23 protein-coding genes and 1 tRNA gene are annotated in these 23,633 nt (G+C 60.8%); 8 read left to right on the top strand and 16 right to left on the bottom strand.

Going from position 1 to position 23,633, the window contains the following annotated elements; all coding sequences use genetic code 11:
* Positions 1-62: 62 nt before the first annotated feature.
* From ACO6VD_RS14665 to ACO6VD_RS14645, 5 genes are all read right to left on the bottom strand, one after another.
* On the bottom strand, positions 63-686 hold the full coding sequence (locus ACO6VD_RS14665; RefSeq protein WP_422420016.1) for a hypothetical protein: 624 nt from the start codon (positions 684-686) through the stop codon (positions 63-65).
* Complete coding sequence (locus ACO6VD_RS14660) at positions 686-1,600, bottom strand: DapH/DapD/GlmU-related protein (RefSeq protein WP_422420014.1); 915 nt, start codon at positions 1,598-1,600, stop codon at positions 686-688. Before ACO6VD_RS14660 ends, ACO6VD_RS14665 begins: the two co-directional genes overlap by 1 nt.
* On the bottom strand, positions 1,600-2,574 hold the full coding sequence (locus ACO6VD_RS14655) for a glycosyltransferase family 2 protein (protein WP_422420012.1): 975 nt from the start codon (positions 2,572-2,574) through the stop codon (positions 1,600-1,602). Before ACO6VD_RS14655 ends, ACO6VD_RS14660 begins: the two co-directional genes overlap by 1 nt.
* A complete protein-coding gene (locus ACO6VD_RS14650) occupies positions 2,574-4,373 on the bottom strand; it encodes a hypothetical protein (protein ID WP_422420011.1) in 1,800 nt (599 codons plus the stop codon). The genes ACO6VD_RS14655 and ACO6VD_RS14650 overlap by 1 nt, the downstream gene beginning before the upstream one ends.
* 513 nt (positions 4,374-4,886) lie before the next feature.
* Positions 4,887-4,960: transfer RNA gene (locus ACO6VD_RS14645), tRNA-Cys, on the bottom strand.
* 308 nt (positions 4,961-5,268) lie between these two features.
* On the opposite strand from ACO6VD_RS14645, the gene alkB reads away from it, so the two are divergent.
* From alkB to ACO6VD_RS14625, 4 genes are all read left to right on the top strand, one after another.
* On the top strand, positions 5,269-5,925 hold the full coding sequence (gene alkB, locus ACO6VD_RS14640; protein ID WP_422420009.1) for a DNA oxidative demethylase AlkB: 657 nt from the start codon (positions 5,269-5,271) through the stop codon (positions 5,923-5,925).
* A gap of 102 nt (positions 5,926-6,027) precedes the next feature.
* Entirely contained in the window at positions 6,028-6,249 is a 222-nt protein-coding gene (locus ACO6VD_RS14635) for a hypothetical protein (protein WP_422420008.1), read from the top strand.
* 9 nt (positions 6,250-6,258) lie between these two features.
* Positions 6,259-6,999 carry an alpha/beta hydrolase gene (locus ACO6VD_RS14630; protein ID WP_422420006.1) on the top strand — a complete coding sequence of 247 codons (741 nt, stop codon included), beginning with the start codon at positions 6,259-6,261 and terminating at the stop codon, positions 6,997-6,999.
* Positions 7,000-7,089: 90 nt separating this feature from the next.
* Positions 7,090-9,030, top strand: a complete 1,941-nt coding sequence (locus ACO6VD_RS14625; protein WP_422420004.1) for a DNA topoisomerase III — start codon at positions 7,090-7,092, stop codon at positions 9,028-9,030.
* A 21-nt stretch (positions 9,031-9,051) separates the two neighbouring features.
* On the opposite strand, the gene ACO6VD_RS14620 is transcribed toward ACO6VD_RS14625, so the two are convergent.
* The 7 genes from ACO6VD_RS14620 to ACO6VD_RS14590 all read right to left on the bottom strand — a co-directional run bounded on the left by ACO6VD_RS14620 (position 9,052) and on the right by ACO6VD_RS14590 (position 16,580).
* Entirely contained in the window at positions 9,052-9,876 is an 825-nt protein-coding gene (locus tag ACO6VD_RS14620; protein WP_422420002.1) for a class I SAM-dependent methyltransferase, read from the bottom strand.
* 47 nt (positions 9,877-9,923) lie between these two features.
* Complete coding sequence (locus ACO6VD_RS14615; protein ID WP_422420000.1) at positions 9,924-12,017, bottom strand: TonB-dependent siderophore receptor; 2,094 nt, start codon at positions 12,015-12,017, stop codon at positions 9,924-9,926.
* A 126-nt stretch (positions 12,018-12,143) separates the two neighbouring features.
* Entirely contained in the window at positions 12,144-12,899 is a 756-nt protein-coding gene (locus ACO6VD_RS14610; protein ID WP_422419998.1) for an ABC transporter permease, read from the bottom strand.
* On the bottom strand, positions 12,899-14,098 hold the full coding sequence (locus ACO6VD_RS14605) for an ABC transporter substrate-binding protein (protein WP_400170611.1): 1,200 nt from the start codon (positions 14,096-14,098) through the stop codon (positions 12,899-12,901). Before ACO6VD_RS14605 ends, ACO6VD_RS14610 begins: the two co-directional genes overlap by 1 nt.
* The gene (locus ACO6VD_RS14600; protein WP_422419996.1) at positions 14,064-14,912 is read right to left on the bottom strand and encodes an ABC transporter ATP-binding protein; all 849 of its coding nucleotides are present in this window, start codon (positions 14,910-14,912) and stop codon (positions 14,064-14,066) included. Before ACO6VD_RS14600 ends, ACO6VD_RS14605 begins: the two co-directional genes overlap by 35 nt.
* A complete protein-coding gene (locus ACO6VD_RS14595) occupies positions 14,909-15,970 on the bottom strand; it encodes an acyl-CoA dehydrogenase family protein (RefSeq protein ID WP_422419994.1) in 1,062 nt (353 codons plus the stop codon). The genes ACO6VD_RS14600 and ACO6VD_RS14595 overlap by 4 nt, the downstream gene beginning before the upstream one ends.
* A gap of 52 nt (positions 15,971-16,022) precedes the next feature.
* Positions 16,023-16,580: a carboxymuconolactone decarboxylase family protein gene (locus ACO6VD_RS14590; RefSeq protein ID WP_422419992.1), complete on the bottom strand. Its 558-nt coding sequence runs from the start codon at positions 16,578-16,580 to the stop codon at positions 16,023-16,025.
* A gap of 106 nt (positions 16,581-16,686) precedes the next feature.
* On the opposite strand from ACO6VD_RS14590, the gene ACO6VD_RS14585 reads away from it, so the two are divergent.
* From ACO6VD_RS14585 to ACO6VD_RS14570, 4 genes are all read left to right on the top strand, one after another.
* Positions 16,687-17,598, top strand: a complete 912-nt coding sequence (locus ACO6VD_RS14585) for a cupin domain-containing protein (RefSeq protein WP_422419990.1) — start codon at positions 16,687-16,689, stop codon at positions 17,596-17,598.
* A 138-nt stretch (positions 17,599-17,736) separates the two neighbouring features.
* Complete coding sequence (locus tag ACO6VD_RS14580) at positions 17,737-19,362, top strand: methyl-accepting chemotaxis protein (RefSeq protein WP_422419988.1); 1,626 nt, start codon at positions 17,737-17,739, stop codon at positions 19,360-19,362.
* A gap of 192 nt (positions 19,363-19,554) precedes the next feature.
* Positions 19,555-20,472, top strand: coding sequence for a pyridoxal-phosphate dependent enzyme (locus tag ACO6VD_RS14575; RefSeq protein ID WP_422419986.1), 918 nt, complete (start codon positions 19,555-19,557; stop codon positions 20,470-20,472).
* Entirely contained in the window at positions 20,473-21,273 is an 801-nt protein-coding gene (locus ACO6VD_RS14570; protein ID WP_422419984.1) for an AraC family ligand binding domain-containing protein, read from the top strand.
* Here ACO6VD_RS14570 and ACO6VD_RS14565 read toward each other — a convergent pair.
* From ACO6VD_RS14565 to ACO6VD_RS14550, 4 genes are read right to left on the bottom strand one after another with little or no spacing between them, the layout of a single operon-like run.
* Positions 21,254-22,090: a hypothetical protein gene (locus tag ACO6VD_RS14565; RefSeq protein WP_422419983.1), complete on the bottom strand. Its 837-nt coding sequence runs from the start codon at positions 22,088-22,090 to the stop codon at positions 21,254-21,256. The genes ACO6VD_RS14570 and ACO6VD_RS14565 overlap by 20 nt on opposite strands.
* Positions 22,091-22,095: 5 nt before the next feature.
* Entirely contained in the window at positions 22,096-22,632 is a 537-nt protein-coding gene (locus ACO6VD_RS14560) for a fimbrial protein (RefSeq protein ID WP_422419982.1), read from the bottom strand.
* Between the two features lie 8 nt (positions 22,633-22,640).
* The gene (locus tag ACO6VD_RS14555) at positions 22,641-23,147 is read right to left on the bottom strand and encodes a fimbrial protein (RefSeq protein WP_422419981.1); all 507 of its coding nucleotides are present in this window, start codon (positions 23,145-23,147) and stop codon (positions 22,641-22,643) included.
* Entirely contained in the window at positions 23,144-23,629 is a 486-nt protein-coding gene (locus tag ACO6VD_RS14550; protein ID WP_422419979.1) for a fimbrial protein, read from the bottom strand. Before ACO6VD_RS14550 ends, ACO6VD_RS14555 begins: the two co-directional genes overlap by 4 nt.
* Positions 23,630-23,633: the final 4 nt, after the last annotated feature.

Here is a 23,633-nt window from a genome sequence, read left to right as displayed (position 1 = left end):
CTGCGCGCACGCCGGGACGCCGCCGGTTGAGGCCAAACAGCTTTTTTCTAGCGCGGAGCCTATCATAATGCCTGCTTGGCACTGAAGTAGATTTGCCCCAGCCGGTGGTCATCCAGCATTACGTCTGCACGGGTCAAACGCGTTCCCAGCGTTTGCCTCAGTATGACTGTGGCGCAGGTCAACGCTTCAGGCAGAGGCCAGCTCGGGCTGTCCCAGCGACAGAAAACCCATTGCGTACCTGCGGGCTTTTCAAGCACAGCCAAATGCAAGGCCTTGTTCATTGAAACCAGTTTTTCGATGCTGTTGTAGTCGGAACGGTCGTCGGTCAGTTGAATGCTTCTGGCATCGCTGTCGATCTGGCAATAGCTGGTAACTACCGACTCGTCGTACGGTGTGCGTTGCTCCGGCACACCTGGTGCTGCAGTGATCCGAGCCTGCAGCCGTTCGTTGCCTACCGCAAGCTTGATGATCGCAATGTCAGCGGCGTCAGCTTTGCGGGCGTTTTCTGCAGGTTCGATTTCAAGTTGCAAGTGGCTGGTGGCCATGCGCTGGATGAGAAATTCGACGTCGCATATTTCACCCAGATGCTTTTGTCGAATGATCTGCATTGTATGATTGAAAATATCCGGCCCCTGGATATATTCCCGCTCACCTTTGAACCCCACCTTGAGCATGTAGCGCTCCATCAGTTAGTCCCCTTCAAGTAACGGGCCATGTTCACGCGGTGGTTGACGGCGAAGTTGCCCGACATCACCGCGCCGGGCGGAACATCGGCCACCACTACCGCGCCCATCTTGATCTGTGCACCTTCGCCCACGACCAGCCCCTGTGCGACAGAGGCCGAGGTACCCACCCACACTCGGTCTTCCAGCCGGCTGCGTCCGGCAATCACAGAGTTGCCCGAGACGACACACGCCTTACCTACATGAGCGCCATGGCCGATGTTGGTCATGATGCCAACTTGGCTGTGCGGGCCAATGAAGGTGAAACGACGAAACAGTGACTTGGCAATCACCGCGCCGGAGAGGACCTGGCAACCCTCGCTGATCGTAACCCCGCCGGCATGGCTGACCCGTAAGAGCCGACCGTCTGCCTGGCGAAGGGTCAACAGACCTTCGGCGCCGATGACCACGTTGGCAGCGATCTCGACATCGTCGCCGAGCTCGCAATAGTCTTCGATGACACTGTGGGCCCCGATTACCACGCGATTACCCAGTTTCGTTTTGGGTGATACCACCGCACTTGGGTGGATGCGGCAATCTTCGCCGATGCCGAAGTCCATCTGGGGAAGGATGTCGCCGCTAACTTTGAGTCTCAGGTAGAGCTCGAAGAAGGTGTGGCGCGGGTCATCAGCGATGATGATTGCCTTGCCGGTGTCGGCCAGTTCGACAGCCAGCGCGGGTGGGCAGACCACCGCTGAGATGTGCGGATTCTTCGCAGCCTTCTGCAGATAATGAAGCGCCTGACAGTACACCAGGCTGCCCGGAGTGATAGTGTCAACTTCATCAAGCGTGGCGAAGCTGCCGCTTTTTACGATGGCAGCGGCAGCAAAGTGATCGCAGATGTGAAAGCGGTAAGCAGGGTCGTGACGAGTTGACATCAGAGCCTCTCTTCAAAAACCGAAAATTGTTCAATGCTGCTGGCTTCTTCCACCAATCGTCCCAGGTACTCCCCCAGCACGCCCAGCGCCAGGAGTATGTTGCCGCTCAGGAACGACACCAGCACCGCTAACGAAGCCCAGCCGGGAGCAGAATGGTCGCCGATCAACGTCTGGATAATGACCCAGCCGGCATAGGCGATACTCAGCAAGCTGATTATCACCCCCCAGCCGATCATGAAACGCAGCGGTATGTAGGAGTGGTTGATGACCAGGTACGACAGCGTCTTGATCAGTTTGGCCACTGAATAGGTGGACCCTTGGCCGTCCAGGCGAGAAGCATGCCGGATGGGTACATTGCAAACCAGCGATTGCGGCACCGATTTGAACAGCATCGCGGCGATGTGCGGGTGTGCGCCCTTGTAGGCCGTGAGCTTGCGCGCCACATCCAAGGTCATGCCGCGGAAGCTGGACAGGCCAATCGACTTGGGCTTGCCAATGATCTTGCCTGCGAGCTGCTGGTTGAGCCGAGAGCCGAGGTTGCGCCACCAGTGGTGCTGTTTTTCGGGGGCATTGATCTTGCCGATGACCACCCGCTTACCTGTTTCGAGTTGCTCGATGAACAGCGGCAAGTCTTCTGGAAAGCACTGCAGATCGTCATCGATGGTGAAAACGTAGCCCTTGCTGGCATAGCTCAAGCCACACAGCGTGGCATGCTGTTGCCCGAAATTGCGCGCCAGGCGAATGCACCTGACACGGGCGTCCTTTTCATGGAGCTCACACGCCACGCTCCAAGTGTCGTCCGGGCTGGCATCGTCGACCAGGATCAGTTCCCAGTTGTCGGTGAGAACATCAAGTTGCTGCGAAACCCGTTCATGGAAGGCATGCAAGGTTTCTTTGCTACGATAAACCGGCACCACGACACTGATGCCCAAGCGGCCACTGTGCGGCGTCGAAAAATTTTCGGAGGTTGGCATCATGGTGCTCTTCTGGCTTGGCAAGCGCGTGCGCTTTCTTCAATGTTGACGGGGACATACAAGAACTGCTCCCGCGCGTGGGTATATCCACCGGCTCCTTCCGCAGTTTTCCAAGACCCCGCCAGACGATAGCCTTCGGGGAATCGGACTCCCTGCTGCACTAGTGTTTCGGCGGGCAGGCTGCGCGGGCCATCAGGCTCCCAAACTACCCACGATGCAGCGATCGTCTGGCAGCTCACAGCCGCTAGCGCTGTGCTTGCTCGCTTGAGACTGCCGGGGTAGCCGCCGATGAACCACGCCTGGCCGATACTGTCGGCGCCCAACGCGAATACGATGCCTGGAGACTGGCCGGAAAGATCGACCATCGGCGTGCCGGGTTGCAAGCCGGCTGTGCGCGCCACCTGCACCGCGGCGGCAATGTACTGCGCAAAGCCGTCAGACAACATCAACGTAGCTCCATCCGGCCCTAGCGACAAAGCGCTGGTGTTGAGCCTCAAAGGTTGGGGCTGGCGGTAAGGCTTCTCGAGGCCACCGTGCAAGACAGTGGCCGCTATTGCCTGGATCACAAGCACCGCGGGTAGCAGGGGCTGCCAGGAGCCCCGCTGGCGGATCAACGGCGCCCACAAAGTCAATCCGGCGAGCAACCAGAAAATTGCGGCCTCCCCCCCGAATTGCCAGTAGTTCCCATTGCCACCAAATGCGTAGATATGCGGCGTCACCATGAACAGCGCGGCCACGACCCACTGCGCTGGGGTGATGCTCGCCAGTGTCCTGAGACGCCCGGTTGCCAGGTAAAACAGCAATGCGGCCAGTAACACGCTGAAGACCGACATGCCCGGGAAGCTCCCAAGGTGCGCAACCCAGTGGTTCTGGCCGAGCGCCAACGAAGCGGTGAAGGCGAAGACTACCACTAACAACGACAAGCCCAGATAGCGCCAACGCCGCTCTTTTGCAACCAGGCATCCCGTAACGGCGGCAACGGCGTGTGTTACCGCCAGCAGTATGTTCTCGGGCTCACCGTGCAGATCGAAACGGTCGATTCTCAGAATCTCGGCCAGCGTATACCCGCCGCCCATATCCTCGGTAAGTTGGATGCCCTTTTGAAGACGCGCCACGAACGTGGCGATAGAACCGTCGATCAACCAGGCGCTGGCCAACAACGGCACAAGGGCGCTGACGACAGCAAGCAGAGTCGGGCGCAAGGCACATCGATGCACAGCCAGCAGCCACGTGAGCACCGCCAGTGCCAGCGCCATCGCGGTGCTCGGCTTGGCCATGAAGGCCAGCCAGCCGCCGACACCGATCAGCATCCAGGCCAACGCGCTGCTCCGATACAGTTTTTTGTCAGCCATCAGTACGCCGATTGCAGCGATCATCAGCGCTTGCAGGGACAGGCTGTTGTAGCTCGGAGTCACCAGCCAGGTATGGAAAATCAAGAGTGCTGCGGATGCCAGGCCAGCACTCAGTGTCAAACTGAGGAGGCGCTGTCCGGCCTGGTATGGCGAGAGCGAATTGAGGAACACATGACACAACGCCCAGGCGAGGCCGAAGGTGATGAGAATGTTCGCTTGCCGCAAGGCAGCGATATCCCCCCCCAGCAGCTTGTAGAGCGGGTGGTAGACAAAGCCGAACTGGGTGGTGGAGCCACTGAAGAGGAACGGCTTGGAAATCCAGGTCAGATAGAAGCTTTCGTCAGTGAAGTCGATACCGTAGGCGCTGTACTTGAGCAGCCACCCCAGTAGCAGCAAGGTTGCGATCGCACACATCCCGGCCGACGCCCGTTGAAACAGTCTATCCACAGGCCCTGATTCCTTTTTTAATGTGATGATAGAGTTCGGTTCATGCTGGCAAAACGGAGCATTTTGCCCGTTACTTTACAGGTCGTCATTAATTTGTGCGGCCGACTCCTTCCAGGCAGCGGAATCCTTCCAATCCTACAAAAAGAATTTCCCTGAAAGATTGCTCTATATTGAGCTCGGACAATCGGCGGGCTTTGAAAGCGCGGAGCATGGAACTTGATGACCGGGGAGCACGAGCGTTCGCATTGCTCGATCAACTGCGTGCTCAAGAACCTGTTGATCTGTTGTGCTCGGTATTTGAAGTCCAGGCTTCGGTACGGATATGTGATACAGCGCCCGGTCACATCAGCTCAACGGTGGGTTGGCGCCCGCGGTGGCCGAGGAAATATTTAACGCGGTGTCCGGGATTAGTTGACCACAACATAATTCGGTAGGGCTGAGTTGCGGAACACTTTACTTTTCCAGCGCATAAAGAAAAACCCCGCAGACGCTAATCTGCGGGGCTTTCAATAATGGAGGCCGAGGTCGGAATCGAACCGGCGTAGACGGATTTGCAATCCGGAGCATAACCACTTTGCTACTCGGCCTCAAATGCCCAAGACCCTTCTGAAAGCGACCTCAAACATATACAACTCTTTAAGGAAACAACTCACTACAACCGCTATCCCCTTGAAAACGCTAGGCTTTTCAGCTGCCTCGTTTTCGATGGACGCAATTATGGACTCATTCGATTGAGCTGGCAACCCCTTGAATTCAAAAAGTTTATTTTTTTCTGTAAGGCCGCCTGAGGGGCCTTGGTACCGGGGTTCCACCGCAGGATCTGGAGTGACGCACGCCTGGGAAAGCGTCTTATCATACAAGCTATCTCCCCTACCCGCCTGATTAGCTGCCGTCGATGATGCAAACCGAACTGGACCTGTTCGACCCGCAAAGCCCGCTGCAACCGCAGTGGGTCGGCGCGCAGGCGGTAGTCTTGCCAGGCTTTGCCCTGCCACAGGTGCAGACGCTGCTCCCGGTGTTGCGTCAGGTCGTCGCCCAGGCACCGTTTCGCCATATGCAAACGCCAGGCGGGTTGAAAATGGCTATCGGGCTGACCAATTGCGGTGCACTGGGCTGGATCAGTGATCGTCAGGGTTATCGCTACAGTGCGGTCGATCCGTTGAGCAACCGTCCCTGGCCGGCATTGCCGCAAGTGCTGGTTGAGCTGGCCAATCGCGCGGCGACCCTGGCCGGGTTCACCGACTTCCAACCCGATGCCTGTCTGGTCAATTGCTATCGCCCCGGCAATCGCCTGAGCCTTCACCAGGACCGCGACGAGCGTGATTTTTCCCAGCCGATCGTGTCAGTGTCGCTGGGGTTGCCCGCAGTGTTTCTGCTGGGCGGACATGCCCGCAATGAACCCACCCAGCGTATTGGTCTACGCCACGGCGATGTGCTGGTCTGGGGTGGCGAAGACCGTTTGCGCTTTCACGGCGTGCTGCCACTCAAACCCGGCGCACATCCTCTGCTGGGCAATTTGCGGATCAACCTGACCCTGCGCAAAGCCGGATGAGCACCTGCGTTGCACCGCCCTGACTCAAGCTTTACAGTCTGGCCCTCCCTTCCCTGTAGAAATGGGAAGCGTTTCTCAGCCAAGACAGGAGTCGCGCTGTAAATGCAATGGATCATAGCATTCGCTACAGCCCTGGCCTTTTCACTGCCACTGGCCGCCAATGCAGTGCCTGAAGAAGCATCAGTGCAGGTTCCAGGCCCTCATGGACCACTGGTTGGGAGCCTGCTCACGACCTCGCGCAATGCTGCAGTGGTGATCATCATTCCCGGCTCCGGCCCCACTGACCGCAATGGCAATAGCCGTCAAATCGGCCTGACCCCCTAGACCTACAAGTTGCTGGCTCAAGGCCTGGCCGAACAGGGCATTGCCAGCCTGCGCATCGACAAACGAGGTATCCGCGGTAGCGCCGGGGCGGTTGCTGATCCTGGCCGGATCACGCTCGACGACTACGCCAGTGATGTAAAAGCCTGGGCAACATTGCTGCGCCAGCGCCTGCCGGATACTCCAGTCTGGCTGTTGGGGCATAGCCAGGGCGGCACCGTCGCCCTGCTGGCAGCGCAAGGCAATGCCGATATCCAGGGCCTGGTTCTTGCCGCCAGTGCAGGTCGCCGCCTGGATGCAGTGATCCTCGAACAACTGAAACGCGCCCCCGAATCCGCCCCTTTGGTTGCTCCCGCTTCGGCACTATTGCGCCGCCTGACGGCGGGTGAAACCGTGGACATTCAGAACCTCCCCCTCGCCCTGCAACTGATCTTTAACCGGGAGGCGCAAGCGATGTACATCAGTGAGCTGGCCCTGGACCCGGTACAGTTGATTGCCGACACCACCCAGCCAACGCTGATCCTGCAGGGAGGCCAGGACCTGCAGATCACTCAGGTCGATGCCCGATTGTTGAAGGCCGGCCAGCCCAATGCACAACTGCTGATACTTGAGCACGCCAACCATGTACTCAAGGACGTACCCGCCGGTGATCGGCAGGCCAACCTGACCGCTTACAGCAATCCGCGCCTACCACTGGCAGAAGGCCTATTGCCGGCAGTGAGCAGCTTTATCCTCAAATCCGGCAAGCAATAAACTGTATGTACATACAGATAAAACTTGCTAGCCCTGTCATTCCTGCGCATCCTATGCCTCACCCCAGCCATAGAATGACACTCCGCCGGTATGCGTCTGTTTCTCTGTGAAAAGCCCTCCCAGGCCAAGGATATCGCCAAGGTCCTCGGTGCCAACCGCCGCGGCGATGGCTGCTGGGTGGGGACTGACGTCACCGTCACCTGGTGCATCGGCCACCTGCTCGAAACCGCACCACCTGACAGCTACGACGCCCGTTACAAACGCTGGGTACTGGCCGACCTGCCGATCATCCCGAGCCAGTGGAAGATGCTGGTAAAACCGAAAACCGCCAGTCAGTTCAAGGCGGTCAAGCGCCTGCTGGGCGAAGCCCGGGAACTGGTCATTGCCACCGACGCCGACCGCGAGGGCGAGATGATCGCCCGCGAGCTGGTAGAACACTGCCGCTACCGTGGGCCGATCCGCCGCCTGTGGCTGTCGGCCCTCGATGACGCCTCGATCCGCAAGGCGCTGGCCGCGCTCAAGCCCGGCAGCGAGACCTTCAGCCTGTATCACTCGGCCCTTGGCCGCTCACGCGCCGACTGGCTGATCGGCATGAACATGAGCCGCCTGTTCACCCTGCTCGGGCGTCAGTCCGGTTATCAGGGCGTGCTGCCGGTTGGCCGGGTGCAAACTCCAACCCTGCGCCTGGTGGTCGACCGCGACCGCAGCATCGCCGACTTCGTGCCAGTGGCGTTCTGGGCCATCGATGTGGTGCTCGATAGCGACGGAACACGTTTCACCGCACAATGGCGCGCCGCCGAAGACACGTGCGACGATCAGGGCCGCTGTCTGAACCAGGCTCTGGCTCAACAGGCCGCTGCAGCCATGATCAATGCTGCCCATGCACGGGTGGTCAAGGTCGCTACCGAGCGGGTACGTGAAACGGCGCCCCTGCCCTTCGACCTCGGCACCTTGCAGGAGCTGTGCTCGAAAAAATTTGGCCTTGGCGCCCAGGAAACCCTCGACATCGCCCAAGCGTTGTACGAAACCCACAAGCTGATCACCTACCCGCGCAGCGACTGCGGTTATCTGCCGCTGAGCCAGCACGCCGAGGCAGCGGGCATCCTTGCTGCGTTGCTGCGCGCCGACCCGAGCCTGGCGCCACTACAAGGACACCTGCAGGCCCAGCGCCGGTCACGGGCCTGGAACGACGCCAAGGTCTCTGCTCACCACGGCATCATTCCCACTGCAGCGGTCAGTGATCCATCGCGATTACCGCCGAAATACAAAGCGGTCTACACCCTGATTCGCGCCCGTTATCTGGCGCAGTTCCTGCCTAACCACGAGTACGACCGCACCCAGGCCGACTTCGACTGCGCAGGCCAGGCCTTGCGCGCAGTGGGTAAACAGATCGTCGAGCCGGGCTGGCGCCGTGCCCTGCCTGAAGCGCTGACTCCGGCCAAAGGCCGTGAAGCGCCGGTGGCGCAAGTGTTGCCAACCTTGCACCAAGGCCAGGACTGCACGGTGGCCGACGTCAACCTCAAGGACCAGTGGACCCAACCACCCAAACCCTTTACTGAAGGCGACCTGATCAAGGCCATGAAAAACGTGGCCAAGCTGGTCGACGACCCGCGCCTCAAGCAGAAGCTCAAGGACACCACTGGTATAGGCACCGAAGCAACCCGTGCCGGGATCATCCAGGGTCTGCTCGACCGCGGTTATCTGGTCAAGCAAGGCAAGGCGCTGAGCGCCACACCCGCAGCCTTCAGCCTGATTGACGCGGTGCCACGGGCCATCGCCGATCCAGGTACCACGGCGATCTGGGAACAGGCACTGGACATGGTCCAGAGCGGTGAGATGAGCCTGGAAGAATTCGTCGCCAAGCAGTCGGCGTGGATGAGCAAGCAGGTCGAGCGCTGTGCCGGGTTGAGCCTGACCATCAGCGGGCCGGCTGCACCAGCCGGGCGTGGCGGCGCGCCATGGAAGAAGAAACGCAAGCGCAGTACCACGGCAGCCAAGGCGCCGCGCAAACCACGGGCAAAGGCGCAGTAACGCTACGTGCAAGCGCCCGGATCACCCGGGCTTCACCGCCTGCAAGGTATAACTCAGCGGCAAGCGCCAGCGGTCCTTGTCCAGCGCCCACTCACCGTCGCCGTTCTTGCTCATCTGCCCCGGCAAGGCCTCCCAGGGAATGCTGTCGTGTTCCACCAGCGCGGTGATCTGCAAGCCATGCCCGAGCAAGGCGCTGATGACTTCACCCAAGCCATGATTCCACTCATGGGTAACGGTGTGAGTAAGCGCTTTCTCCGTCTCGACATAAGTCTGCTCACTGTCCCAGGTCGTCGGTGCTTCTCGCTCAAAATAGGGATACTCGATTACCAGCTGATCCCGATGATCTTCGTTCACCGCCAACAGCATCGGATGGCCCTCGCGCAGGAACAAACGCCCGCCGGGCCTGAGCAGCGCCGCCACCGTGCGCGCCCAACGTTCGATGCTTGGCAGCCAGATCAAGGCGCCGATGCCGGTGTAGACCAGATCGAAACTGCCTGGGACCAGCAACTGGTCTGCGGCATAGACATCCGCCTCGACGTAGTCGATTGCCTCACCACAGCGTTGTGCCAAGGCACGGGCCTGGTCCAGTGACTGCGGGGAAAAATCCAGCCCGCTCAGCTGCGCACCTAACCGTGCCAGCGACAAGGTATCGGTACCGATGTGGCACTGCAGATGCACGGCGCGCAAGCCGCGGATATCACCCAGGCGTGGCAAGTCGAAACGCACGACTTCGGACAGGTGCTGCGGATCGGCAATGAACCGCTCCACTTCATAGTCAGCGGACGCCGCATGCAGCGACGCCCGCTCATCCCAGCTACGGCGGTTCAGTTCCATCGAGTCACTCATGACCAGCCTTCCAGTGGCAAACAGTAGTGCGCTCGACTATAGCCTGCTCACAGCGCCAGGCTCAAACTGACCATCAGGTTGCGTGGTTCTCCCGGCAGGTTCCACACCGCGTTGTAACCGCGCTCGTAGTACTTGCGGTCGAACAGGTTGTTCAGGTTAAGGCCAATCGTGGCGTCCTCACTCACCTTGTAATGGGCCAACAGATCGACCGTGCTGTAGCTCGGCAAGCGGAAACTGCTGCCGGCCTGACCGGAGCGATCACCCACATAGTTGGCAGCGGCACCAATGTCCGAACCTTGCAGCATGCCCTGCTGAAACTCATACACCGCCATCAGGCTGCCGCTGTGCCGTGGAATTCCGAGCAGGTCACTGCCTTCGGGCAGGCTGGCATCGCCCTTGGTCACTTCGGCGTCGATGTAGGCATAGGCACCGATCACGCGCACGGCGTCGCTCAGCTGACCACTGAACTGCAGGTCGACACCCTGGCTGCGGGCCTTGCCGGCAGCAACGCTGTCACCAAAGGCATCGGTGGTGATGACGTTTTCCTTGTCGATACGGAACAGCGCCAGGGTCGCGCCCAGACGGCTGTCGAGCAGGTCGAGCTTGAGCCCGGTTTCATAGCCCAGGCCCTTCTCCGGCTTGTACACCTGGCCCTGGGTGCCGATGCTGTTGGGCTTGAACGAGGTCGACGCATTGGCAAACACGCCCACCTCAGGGGTGAGTTGATACAGCAGTCCCACCCGCGGCGTGGCGACGTCCTTTTCCTGGGTGTTGCTGACCTGGCTGCTGCGGTTCTGTGCAGTCTGTTCGATATGCTCCAGGCGCACCCCGATCAGGCCACGCAGGCGCTCGCTGAAGGTGATCTGGTCTTGCAGGTTGAGCGCGTAGCTCTGGGTACGCTCGAAGAAGTCATTGGGTTTGACCAGCGCGGGCTTCGGCTTGCCATACACCGGGTTATAGATGTCCAGGCCGTACTTCAGCAAGGTGGCGCTCTGTGGGTACTTCTGACTGTTGCGGTAGTTCTCGTACTCCAGGCCGATCAGGCTCTGGTGCTGCCAGCCGGCGAAGTCGAACTGCCCATGCAGCTCAGCCTGGGTGATGCTGTCGTTCCACTCGAAATCACGCTCGCGGTAAAAGCGGCTGAGGGTGGTACCGACCAGTCGCTGCGGCTCGGAGCTGTTGCCCTTGAGCCGACCCTGGGTGTAGTGGTTGGCCAATCGCAGTTTCCAGCTGTCGTTCAGTGCATGCTCCAGGGTCAGGTCGAGAGTCTGGTTGTCGTTGCGAATACGTCCATCGTTGGGCTCACCAAAGAAGCTCGAACGGCTGACCGGGCCCAGTTCGTTGTTCACCGCCGGCACCCCGCGATCAAACACCGACTCGGTGCGCGAGAATTCACTGTCGATCGACACCAGCGTATCCGGGCTCAACTGCCAGCTCAGCGACGGACTGACGATACGCCGCTCACTACCGACGTAATCGCGGAAACTGCCGTTGTCCTCAACCGCCATATTGACCCGCGACAGTACCCGGCCGTCCTCGCTCAACGGCGTGTTCACATCCAGGCTGCTGCGGTAGCGGTCCCAGCTACCGGCGCTGGCTTTGAAGCGGGTGAAGGTCTCGGCTTGCGGACGTTTGGTGACAATGTTCACCAGGCCGCCCGGATCACCTCGTCCATACAGGCTGGCCGCCGGACCCTTGAGCACCTCGATGCGTTCGATGTTCGAGGTGTCCGGTGCGCTGTAGCTGCCGCGATTTACCGCGAAGCCGTTCTTGTACAGCTCGCCGGTGGTGAAGCCGCGCACGCTGTAATTGAGGAAGGTCAGGCCGCCAAAATTGTTCTGTCGGCTCACTCCGCCAGCGAAATCCAGGGCGCGGTCAATGCGGGTACTGTTGAGGTCTTCAAGCACCTGGCTTGGCACCACGGCGATGCTCTGCGGGGTGTCGCGGATATCGGTGTCGGTCCTGGTTGCGGTGCTCGAGCGGTTGGCACGATAGCCCTGCACAGGGCCTGTGGCCGACTCTTCGAGGTGGCGTTCGCTGACGGTCAGGGTGTCGAGCAATACCGGCTCCGCAGCCGCAGCAGGCAGCGCGAACAATGAGGCAGACAGGCCGAGGGATAACCTTCCTAAGGGGTAGTTCATGGGGGCTCCTTTATTGATATGTAATAACATATCAATAAAGAGATCCATTTGAAATTGAAGAATGAAAACCAATCGCGGGGCAAGCCCGCTCCCACAATGGGGGCGAGCCTGCCCCGCGATCAAATTTCAGGCATGCACCCAACGCCGATGCAGCCCACGCGCCAGGGCATCGAGCATGAACCCCAGGACACCGATCAACAGCACCATGGCCATCAACTCCGAGTACGCCAGGCGATCGCGGGTATCGAGAATGAAATAGCCCAACCCGGCGCTGACTCCGAGCATTTCGCACGGCACCAGCACGATCCAGAGGATGCCGATCGCCAGGCGCACACCGGTGAGCACATGGCCGATGACGCCAGGAATGATCACCTTGCACAACGTCTCCCAACGGGTGGCACTGAGGCTGCGGCTCAGTTGCAGCCAGCGTGGGTCGAGCTGACGCACACCGGCAGCGGTATTGAGCAGGATCGGCCACAACGCGGCAAACGCCAGAAGGAAGTAGATCGGCTGGTCGCCTACCCCCATCAGCATCACCACCACCGGCATCCACGACAGCGGCGAGATCATGCGCAGGAACTGAAACGCCGGCGAGGTGGCCGATTCCAGGTGGCGGTAGCTGCCCACCAACAGTCCCAGCGGCACCCCAATCAACAGCGCCAGCAGCAAGCCGATCAGGATGCGTTTGAGGCTGACCCACACATGCTCATAGACCTCAGCCTGCGCCAGCAACTCGACCAGACTGGCCAGGGTCGCCTCAGGTGAAAAACGTGCCGACAGGCCATCCGCCTCGCCAAACACATGCACCCCCAACCACCACAACAGCAGCAACCCGAACAAACCGGCAGCACCCAGGGTGCCATGCACTACATGCTTACCCATCAGATCGCAAACTCCTCGCTACGCTCGAAGCTGTCCGGCAAGCCGAAGGCCTTGAGCCCACCTACTGCCTCGATGCTGTTGCGCACAAAACGGTCGTCCACCAGGTCGCGGGCCGTCTGTTGCGGGTCGAGACCGGCGAGGAAGCCCTTGTCGCCTTCAATCAGGGTGTTCTGCAGGCGACGCACCAGTTCCTCGGTGTAGCTGGGGAACGGATACGGCTGGAAGTCGATGCGTTTTTCATCCCACTGCGCATGCTGAATCGCGCCGCTGGCAATGTAGGCCGCACGGTCATCGGCAGACGGCGCCAGCACCTGGCTTAGCACCTGCGGGGTATGCGGGGTGTAACGGTTAGGGCCAGCCTTGGACAGCAAGGCGGCGGCTTCGGCGCGGTGGTCGCGGGTCCACAGCTGGGCCTTGACGATGGCATTGACCACCTTCTGCGACCACTCCGGACGGTTGTTCAGGTCATGCTCGTGCATGAACACCACGCAGCAGGCATGGTTACGCCAGATATCGCCGGTAAAGCGCTGCACGCGACCGACCTTGAGGTCTTCGGCCAGGGCATTGAACGGCTCGGCGACGATGTAGCCGGCAATGCGTTTGCTGGCCAGCGCTGGCGGCATGTCCGACGGTGGCAGCACCACCAGATTGACTTCGTTGGCGGCCAGTTGTGCGGTGGTCGGTTTCGATACCGGTGTCAGACCATGGTCGCGGAACAGCTGCTGCACCACCACGTTGTGAATCGAATACCAGAACGGAATCGCCACGGTCTGCCCGCCCAGCTGTTTGACCTCGGTGATACCCGGCGCCACGGTCAGGCCTGAGCCGCCGACATGGTTCCAGGCCACCACCTTGGCCGGCACCTTGCTGCCGTAGCGCGCCCAGACCGTCATTGGCGACAGCAAGTGAATGACGTTGACCTGACCGGAGATGAACGCCTCGATCACCTGCGCCCAACTGCGCAGCAGCACTGGCCGTTCGGCCTTGATACCTTCGGCTTCGAACAGGCCGTTGTTGTGGGCCACCAGCAATGGCGTGGCGTCGGTGATCGGCAAGTAGCCGATGCGCACCGGGGCATCCGGATCGCTGGCAGCACGGGCCTGCAAACTGCTCAGCAGCGGCATGGCGCCACCGGCGGTCAGCAAGGCACTGAGTTTGATGAAGTCACGACGAGTGTGAGTGAAGTCGTCCAGGCACATGGGCAGTCTCCGACGGCAGCGGCAAGGGTTCAGAATCAGGTTCAGGAGTGCGGCTGGCCCGCCGAAGGGTTTTGAGGATGTCGATACGCAGCGCGCCCAGTTCCTCGACCCGCTGCGCACGCGGTTGCGGCAGGTCAATGTGCCATTGGCCGAGGGTGCGCGCCGGGTGGTTGCCCAGTAGCAGCACGCGATCGGACAACAGCAAGGCTTCGTCGATATCGTGGGTAATCAGGACCGCTGCGGTGTTGTGCCGGGCGATCAGTTGTAACAACAGTTGCTGCATGTCAGCGCGGGTGACTTCGTCCAGGGCGCCAAAGGGCTCATCGAGCAACAGCACCTGCGGCTGGCGTGCCAGGCAGCGGGCCAGCGCAGTGCGCTGCGCCATGCCACCGGAAAGCTGCGCCGGGTACTGCTCGCGGGCGTGCTGCAAGCCAACCGCCTCGATGGCGTGGTCTATTCGCGCGCGGCGCTCGCTGGCGGCAAGCTTCGGCTGACGGGCGAAATCCAGGCCAAAGGCGACGTTCTTCTCCAGGCTCAGCCAGGGCAACAGGCTGGGATCCTGGAACGCCACGGCCAGGCGCGGATGCGGGCCTTGCAACGGCTCACCGAGCAGACGGACGCTGCCACTGCGTGCCTGCTGCAAACCGGCCAGCACCCGCAGCAGGCTCGACTTGCCGACTCCGCTGGGGCCGAGGATGGTGATCACCTCCCCCGGCGCCAACTGCAGATCGAAGTCTTCCAGCACGCTCTGCCAGCCTTGTTCACGCGGGTAGCCGAGGCTGATCCCGCGGGCTTCAAGTAACACCTGGGTCATGCTGTCGACGCCTGCCGTTGCAGCTCGGCGCGCAACTGCACCAGGCTTGGCGTGACGATCGGCACGAACGCTGATTCGCGCCAGCGCCGCGCGAAGCCTGCGCCGTGAGCGCTCAGATACGCCTTGCCACCGCTGGCTTGCAGCTCCAATTGCACGGCATCGGCAGCGGTCTCGGCAAGAATGATGCGTAGCTTGAACAAGGCTGCAGGCTGGGTCAGGAAACGACCATCGAGCAGGCCTTTTTTCAACTCGCCGACAGTGTTTTCCAGACGCTCGCGCAATACACTCAAGGCTTCGCCAAGGAACGAACGCACACCTCGAAGGTGAGTTTCCACTTCGTCCAACGAACGCCGCGCCAGACCGATGGCCATGCCGCATTGCAAGCCCAGGAACGAAGGACGAACCGCAGGCAAAAACTGTTTGGCGTTCTCGTGCAGCAGCCAGTCACGACTGATTGCGACCTGCTCGAAATTCAACGCGGCAGTGTTGCTCGACTGCAGCCCCATCAATTGCAGGTCGTCGGAGCGGGTGAGCCCGGCAAGGTTGTCGGGGATCGCCAGCACGAACGGCGAAGCGCCCTCTTCTTCAATCGCTGCCGCGACCACGAAACCACCCTTGCGCAGGTTGGTGACCCAGTGCAGGCGACCTTCGAGGGTCCAGCCCTGTGCATCGGCAAGGCCTTTGACTTGCAGCGCTTCAATGCCAGACAGGTACTTCATGGCGTTGGACAGCCCGGTAGCACCGGCCAGGTCACCGCTGAGCAGCTTGGGCAGCAGACGTTCACGCAGAGCGGCATTAGGACTTTGCAGCAGGTATTCGATAAAGGCGCGCTGGCCCCAGAACACGAAGGCCGCGGCCAGGGAATGACTGGCCACCTTGGCAACGGCTTCCACCGCGTCAGCGACCGTACCGCCAGTGCCGCCCAGCGCTTCGTCGATACCGACGCGCAGCACCTGCGCCGCCGCCAACTGCCCCAGCACCGCCTGCGGATCGCAGTGACCCAGATCGAGGGCTTCGGCCTCGGCATCCAGCCACGTGACCAATGCGGGATCGAGCATGGTGTTTACTCCTTTAAAAAAAGCGCCGGCCTGCGCCGGCGCCAAGGGTTGGTTATGCCGAAGGCTGCCAGCGGTATTTGCTCAGCTCGTCATTGAGCGGCGTCTGGGCGAACACATTAGCAAAGTTGCAGAGGGTGGCGAGGCTCACGCCGAGAATCACTTCCAGGGCGTGGCCTTCGCCATAACCGGCTTCACGGAAGGCGCTATAGCCGGCATCACTGACGTTGCCGCGGGTGGCGATCACTTCACGGGTGAAGGCGGCCAGGGCTTCGAGCTTTTCCTGCGGCAGTTCGCCACGGGCACGCAGGGCATCGACCACCTCTTGCGGCAGCTTGGCCTTGTTCAGGGCTACGGCGGTGTGGCCGGCCACGCAGAAGTTACAGCCGTGATTGGTGGCAGCCACCAGTTGCACCACTTCACGCTCGGCCAGGCTCAGCTCGGCCTTGCCGTTGAGCGCCGATACGGTGACATAGGTTTCCAGCGCGGCCGGGGCGTTGGCCAGCACGCCGAGCAGGTTGGGAATGAATCCCGAGTTCTTCTGGGCGTTTTCCAGGAACGGACGGGCAGCTTCAGGGGCGCTTTGCAGTGTGTGGAGAGTAACGCGCGACATGGAGTGGACTCCTGCATACTAGGGGTGTCGCATAAGTCTGTTGGTTATAAGAATTACCTTCCATATTCTAGAGTCGTTATTACTTGCTCCTGAGTCTTTCCCTTAGATGATTTCCTCCAGCCCACTTGTCGATTGGTTATTAGAAAGCCTTGAGCTAGACGCCAGCCTGTTCCATATCGGGCGTTACTGCGGTGGCTGGCACGCCAGTACCCAGGGCCTGGCACGGGCCAGTTTTCACCTGGTGGTGCAGGGCCATTGCTGGCTGCATATCGCCGGCCAGCCCCAGGCCATTGCCCTGGAAGCGGGCGATGCGGTGTTCCTGCTGCGCGACCTTGAGTACCGGTTGTCTGGCACTGCCGACGGCGAACTGGCCCGCCAGCAACCGCGCATGCCCATGTTGCCGCTGGACACCGGCGCCAGTGACGGCGTCGGCCTGGTGTGCGGGTTCTTTCATTTCCAGCCGGGACTGTCGTCGCTGATTATTGAAGGCCTGCCCGACTGGATCATCCTGCGTGCCGGCGACCCGGCGCTAAGTGCTGCGACGGCGCTGTTCGAACTGATTCTCGCCGAGTGCCAGCGCCAGCCAGCACCCTCCTCGACCTTGCTTGAGCGCTTGAGCCATTTGCTGTTTCTCTACGTGCTGCGCCAGCAGGTCCAGGCAGACCTGCCCCTGGCGGGCCTGATGTCCCTGGCTCGGCACCCGCACTTCACCGCCCTGGTCGAGCAGTTGATCGAACACCCCGAGCAACCCTGGCCGCTGGAAAGCATGGCCGCCTGCACCGGGATGTCGCGCTCGGCGTTCTTCAAGCGTTTCAGCGAACTGGCCGGGCAATCCCCTGGGCAAGTACTGCTCGCCCTGCGCATGCGCCATGCCTGTCGTTTGCTCAAGGCGCACAACACCGTCGAACAGGTGTGCGCGGCCGTGGGTTATCAGTCGATTGCGGCCTTCACCCGCGCCTTCAGCAAGGCCATGGGCGTGCAACCTGGCGCGTATAGACGTCAACATGAAGGACGCTGAAGCAAACTGCGTGCGGTAATCGAACACAAGCGAATTCCAGCCCTAAAGTCCGGCTGAGCACACTCCGATAGCAGACCACCCACCGCCGAGTGATCGGCATAGCGTGGTGCTGATAACAATAAAAGGAGTACTGCCAGCATGTTCGCCAACCTGAAAATTCGTACCGGAATGTTCTGGGTGCTGTTGCTGTTCAGCTTGACCTTGCTGTTCTCCACCGTCAGCGCCTGGCGCGCGGCGGTGGGTAGCGATGAGCAGATCACTGAACTGGACCTTACCGCGCACCAGTCGGATCGTTTGAACAACGCCCTGTTGATGGCCATCCGCGCCAGCGCCAACGTTTCCTCCGGCTTTGTCGAACAGAGTGGCGGCCACCACGACAGCGCCAACAAACGCATGGCGCTGTCCGCTCAACTGATCGACAACAGCCGCGGCCTGCTCGACGAGCTGGTCAGCAATGCCCAAGACCCGGCGCTCAAAGTGCTCGCTGTCGATTTGCAAAACACCTTCGGCACGTACGCCGCTGCCGTCGCAGGGCAACGCGAGGCGACACGCCAGAACGACCTGCAACGCTACTTCATCGTCAATACCGACGCGGGTAACGCCATGGCCCGAATGCAGGCCCTGCGTCAGCAACTGGTGGCGGCCCTGAGTGAGCGCAGCCAGCAGATCATGCTCGAATCCGACCAGCGTTTAAGCGCCGCCACGGCGTTGAGCCTGGCGCTGGCCATCATCACCCTGGTGCTCGCCGTGTTGTGCTGGGGGTTCATCGCTCGCCGCGTGCTGCACCCGCTCCTTGAAGCCAGCCAGCACTTTCAGCGTTTTGCCCAGGATGACCTGAGCGTGACCGTGCAAGTCACCCGCCGCGATGAAATTGGCGAGCTATTCGCCAACCTTGCCCGTATGCAACAAAGCCAACGCGCCACCTTGAGTCAGTTCACCGGCTACGCCACGCAAGTGGCCGAGGCTGCCCAGGCCTTGGCGAACATCACCGAACAAAGCACCAACAGCCTGCGCCAGCAGGACCAGGAGCTGGAACAGGCCGCCACCGCCGTGACAGAAATGACCACCGCCGTGGAAGAAGTCGCACGTAATGCGGTGACCACCTCGCAAGCGGCCAATGCCTCCAACCAGCTCGCCGAACAAAGCCGCCAACAGGTCGGCGAAAACCTCGACGGCACCCGCGCCATGGCCAGCGAAGTGCAGACCAGCAGCGAGCGTTTGCAGCAACTGGCCGGGCAGATTCGCGACATCGGCCAGGTGCTCGATGTGATCCGCTCGGTGTCCGAGCAAACCAACCTGCTGGCACTAAATGCCGCGATCGAAGCGGCACGTGCCGGAGAAGCCGGTCGTGGCTTCGCCGTGGTCGCGGATGAAGTTCGCACCCTCGCTTACCGCACCCAGCAGTCGACCCAGGAAATCGAACAGATGATCGCTGGCGTGCAGCATGGCACCGAGACGGCGGTGGCTTCGATGCAGGCCAGCACCCAGCGTGCGCAGTCGACCCTGGGCATCACCCAGGCGTCCGGCCAGGTGCTTGAGGGGATCTACAGCGCTATTGGCCAGATCAACGAACGCAACCTGGTGATCGCCAGTGCGGCTGAAGAACAGGCGCAAGTGGCCCGCGAGGTGGATCGTAATCTGCTGAACATTCGGGAACTGTCGTCGCGCTCGGCGACGGGTGCGCAACAGACGCGGGCGGCCAGTCAGGCGTTGTCGGGGCTGGCTGCGGAGCTGACGGCGTTGGTGGCACGGTTCAGGGTGTGAGCGATCGCTGGGCAAGCCCGCTCCCACCGGATCACACAATCCCAGTGGGAGCGGGCTTGCCCCGCGATAGCGATCTGCCTGCTAAGCCGCATCGCGGGGCAAGCCCGCTCCCACCTGCAACGCGCAATTTCATACAAAATTGCCCGACGCGTTAAGCGTAGGCTGGAGTCGTTCCCTACATGGAGTAAGCGCATGAGCCTGCATATCGAAACCCCGCTGTTGGCATCCCGCCCGCTGAGCCTGGCCAGTGGCCTGGACATCTGGCTGAAACTGGACGCCCTGCAGCCCTCCGGCTCGTTCAAGTTGCGCGGCATCGGCGCTGCCTGTGAAGCCTATGCCAAACAGGGCAAACGCCGTTTTGTATCGTCTTCAGGCGGCAACGCCGGGATCGCCGTGGCCTATGCCGGTCGTTGCCTGGGCCTGGCAGTGACCGTGGTCGTGCCGGAGACCACCACCGAACGCGCCAAACAGCTGATCCGCCAGGAACAGGCCGAAGTCATTGTCCATGGCAAGGCCTGGCACGAAGCCAACGCCCTGGCGCTGTCGCTGCTCGGCGACGACGATGCCTATATCCATCCCTTTGATGACCCGCTGCTCTGGCAGGGCCATGCGAGCATGATCGATGAAGTCGCCAGCAGCGGCCTGAAGCCAGATGCCGTGGTGGTCGCAGTGGGCGGTGGCGGACTGTTTTCCGGTGTGTGTGAAGGCCTGGCCCGCAATGGTTGGGGGCAGGTGCCGGTGTTCACCGTCGAAACTGCCGGCGCCGCCTCGCTGGCTGCCGCCATGGCGCAGAAGCAACTGGTGGCGCTGGAAAGCGTCAACACCGTGGCCACCTCGCTGGCCGCCAAGCAAGTCTGCCAACGGGCATTCGAATGGAGCCAGGAGCGTCCGGTGTACAGCCATGTCGTCAGCGACCAGGCGGCACTGGCGGCGTGCGAACAGTTCCTCTCGGATCACCGCATCCTGGTCGAGCCCGCCTGTGGTGCGGCATTGGCGCTGGCCTATGCGCCAACGGATGCGCTCAAGCGCCATCAAAAGGTGCTGGTGATCGTCTGTGGCGGCGTTACCGCAACCATCGACCAGATCCGCCAGTGGCGGGCGGCCTGCTAGTTGGATAGCGTCAGCCATCAAGCTCCCGGGCATCCAGGCGTGCGCCTGATCGATGCCCGTTACCAGCAATTTGCCTTTCCCCGGCACTTTCACCTGGAATATCACATCGGCCTGATCGTCGCGGGGCAGCAGCGCTATGCCGCGGGTGGGCAGCACCAGTTGGCCGGGGCAGGGGACATCCTGCTGATGGCACCCGAGCACGTTCACGACGGTGCCAGTGCCGATGATCAGGGTTATGGCATTCGTATTTTGACCCTTGATCCGGCCTGGCTGGCTGAAGTCAGTCGCGATCTGAGCGACGGTCGACAAGGTCTGCCCACCCTCAACGCCGCGCAACTGCGCCATCCGCAGCTGCAACAACTGCTCAACGGTTTGCACCAGCAGCACGACCCGTTGGCGTTTGAAAGTCACCTGTGGGAAACCCTGGCGCTGCTGCTCGGGCTGGGCTCCACCCTCAGGGTCAACGCGCACAGCAATGGCTTCGATCCACAGCGTTGGCGGCAGCTGCGCGACTGGCTGGAGGCACGCCTGGATCAGCCACCAAGTCTGGAAGAAATGGCTGCGTTCGTTGATTTGAGCCCGTGGCAGCTGCTGCGGCGCTTTCGTAATCATTGCGGCTTGCCACCGCAGCAATGGTTGACCCAGCTACGTTTGGAACGTGCTTTGCCACGGGTGCTGGCGGGACAGCCGTTGAGTGCGATTGCCCTGGATCTGGGATTCTATGATCAGGCGCATTTCAGTCGGCTGTTTCGCCGGACTTATGGTGCGCCACCGCGTGGTCTCAAGGTGGTGAAACGGTAATCACCGTGGAACCTGAGAACGGCCCCGGGGTGACTTTCCCACGGGTGCTCAGGGTCGAAGTGATATCGATTTGGGTATTGCCTTCGGTAAGCCCAACCCAGGTGCCGTACGTGGCCTCCCGGCCGTTGACGGTGACATTCGAGTACAGGCTGCCATCGTTGTTGAGTTTCACCCCAAAGGAGTCGGTTCTGGAGGCCGAAACCGTCACGCTGGTTGCGCCAGTGCATTTGACGTTGAGCTGGGTCGAGGCCTTTTTACCGTTCAAAGCATCGTCTGCCAGGCTCTTGTGGTCGATGGTGGTGTCTCCGCTGATCTCGCATTGCAGCGCCGGTTTTATAACCGGTGCACACAGACCAAACGGGCTTATTCCGCCACCGATGTTGGGGCCTACCATTGATGAACTAAGACCAATACAACGATTGTTGCCAGCGGCCTCCTTCGGTACCAGAATTGATCCCTTGAACGGAATTTGGAACCCTTCACGATTAAGGTCTCGGAGCAGGTCGCCCATGGTCGAGTTACCACGACGAACGGGTACCGTCCAACTGTACACATTGCCTGCCCAATTTATGCTTGTTGAGCTCGCATTGGCGCCTATGTAAATGTAGCAAACAGTAAATATTGGATCGTCGTTCTGACAGCGACTTTTGCTGTAATCGGTGTAAGACCAATCGGTTACCACGAAGTAATAGCGTACACCGCCTGCTTCATAACGACTTTCCGTTGGCGTGATGGTAATGGCTTGCGCCTGTATTGCGGTACTGCACAACACCAATAGCAAAGTGCTGCGCCATAGGCGAGTTAATCGTTTTTTCATAAGGGTTACTCGTAACTCAACGCAAAGGTAAGGGATGCCCCAAATTCGCCCAGTCCAAGAGCACGCTTGGCCAGCACTTCAGGGTCGCCTTGCAGGTAAGCATTGAAACTGAGCAGGTTGTCGCCACTGGCCAGTTCCCCCATACGGTGGCTCTTGTGCAATGGCATGGTAGTGCCGCCGGTGGTCTCCAGGCCGATGTACAGGCCTTGCACGGTAGCGCTCTGGAGTGCCAGCAGGCCCGGCGCTTCGATGCTTTCGGTGCCACTGAAGGTGATGCTGACCATGCGTTTGCCGACGTCGAGGTCGCAATTTTGCAGATGCAGCTTGATCGGGTGACCACGGGTTCTGCCGTGGAGATAAAGGTCCTTGTCGATCACGCCCTGGAAGAAATCCGGACGCTGCAGCTGATCTTCTTCGGCGAGCACACACGGTTCATTCACCAGGGTGCCGGAGAAGTACAGGTTGTCCTCTGTTGCCTGTGCGGCAGGCAACCAGAGGCCGGCAACGATCCAGGCGCTGAGGTTCATGGCCCACTTGCCCATAGGTGCTCCTAGTAGAGTTCGGCGATCAACAGCGCAGAGGCTGTGAAGTTGGTGCTGGGCAACTCGGCGCCGGTGAGCTTTACCGGTACGGCTTCGAGCACCGGCACGTTTGCTGCGTTGATATCGATCTCTCGGGGTTGATTGGGAATCAGTGCGGTACCGCCTAGCAGCACCCGGATGCCCAGGTCGTTTTCCGAGGTTTTCAGTGCACTGGGGTCGAAATGGGCATCACCCCCTATGAGGGTCAGGCGCATGTGCCAGGTAATGCCGGCCTCAGCGGCGCCCGGGCAGTCGACCTGGTAGGGGATGGTCTGGCGGCGATAGTCCTTGCCATCGATCCGGTTGATCGCGATGTTGCCTTCAAAGCGCACCTCCATACGCCCGCCCTTGTCGCTGACCGTGCAGCCAGGCGGGGCGAACAGCTGGCCGCTGAACTGCATGTTGGCCTCGCCCAGACAAGGCAAAGGCAGGGCAGCGACCGACAGCATCAGCAAAACGCGGAGCAGGGTATTCATCGATATTCCACCACCAGAGTTGCGCTGGCGCTGAACGCACCGGCCTTGAGTTCGCTGTTCTCACGTTTGACCAGTACCGCTTGCAGCACTGGCTGCTTGTTGGTGTCGAAGTCGGCCCAGGTATTGATCGCCAGCGGGTTACCGTCTTTTTTCAGGGCAACGCCGAGGTTCTCATGCCCCGGCACCCCTAGCAGCGCGGTGTTAAAGCCCGCGTCGTCACCGCGTACCAGCATGCGCAACTCATTGGTGGTCGAGCGACTGCAATCCAGTGAGTAGTTCAGAGTGATGGTCTTGTAGTAACCATCGATGCCCGCGGTCTGCACATCGCCAAAGGGTGCACCAATGGGTTTGTTGTTGTTGATCACGCAGGGAATCGCGGCAAAGACCGTGCCTTTGATTGTCACGACCTGCTGCTCAGCGCTATGCGTCGGCGCTGCGCAGCCAAGCAGCAGAAGTACAAATGCAGTACGTGCGGCAGTCATGCTC

Source organism: Pseudomonas sp. GZD-222, from assembly GCF_049310525.1.
Classification (GTDB): domain Bacteria; phylum Pseudomonadota; class Gammaproteobacteria; order Pseudomonadales; family Pseudomonadaceae; genus Aquipseudomonas.
This window is presented reverse-complemented; position numbering and strand designations above follow the sequence as displayed.